Source organism: Treponema endosymbiont of Eucomonympha sp. (genome assembly GCF_001028545.1).
The window spans coordinates 1-548 of record NZ_BBPW01000478.1; the positions used below are offsets into that span (position 1 = coordinate 1).

General features: G+C 60.9%; 1 protein-coding gene. It reads right to left on the bottom strand.

Annotation, left to right across the window (positions count from 1 at the left end):
- Positions 1-8: 8 nt before the first annotated feature.
- Positions 9-548, bottom strand: a 540-nt coding sequence (rsmD, locus tag AWU74_RS07665; RefSeq protein ID WP_162505044.1) for a 16S rRNA (guanine(966)-N(2))-methyltransferase RsmD, incomplete at its 5' end; no start/stop codon positions are given.

The window sequence follows — 548 nt, forward strand, 5'->3', positions numbered from 1 at the left end:
TATGCGCGTCATTCCGCCCGATAAAAGTCCACCACCGAGCGTCCGTATTTGCGCCGGTCGGTGAGCGCCAACCTTCCGATGACGTCCGGCAGCGGCTTCTCCGAGGGGCGGTGGATAAGCGCCGTGCCGCCGACGTTCAGCAGGCGGCGGTCAGAAACGGTCTGGATAAGCTCGCGGTGAAAACCATATAAAAACGGCGGATCAAAAAAGATAAGGTCGAACGCGGTCTTGCACCGCTTGAGAAACAGTTCCGCCGCCACGAAGTGGCACTGAATGCGCCCCGCCGAGGTCCGTCCGGCAAGCGCGGCGTTCTTCAGCACCGTGTTGATTTTGACGCGGTCGTTTTCGACCAGTTCGACGCGGGCGGCTCCCCGAGACGCTGCTTCCAGCGCGATAATGCCAGAGCCGCTGAATGCGTCCAAAAACGCCTTATCCGAAAGGTCGCCCAAAATTGCAAACACCGCTTCCCGCACTTTGTCCATAGCAGGGCGGATAACGCCGTCAGGGCACCGCACGGTGCGCCCCCTCAGGCAGCCGCCATTTATCCG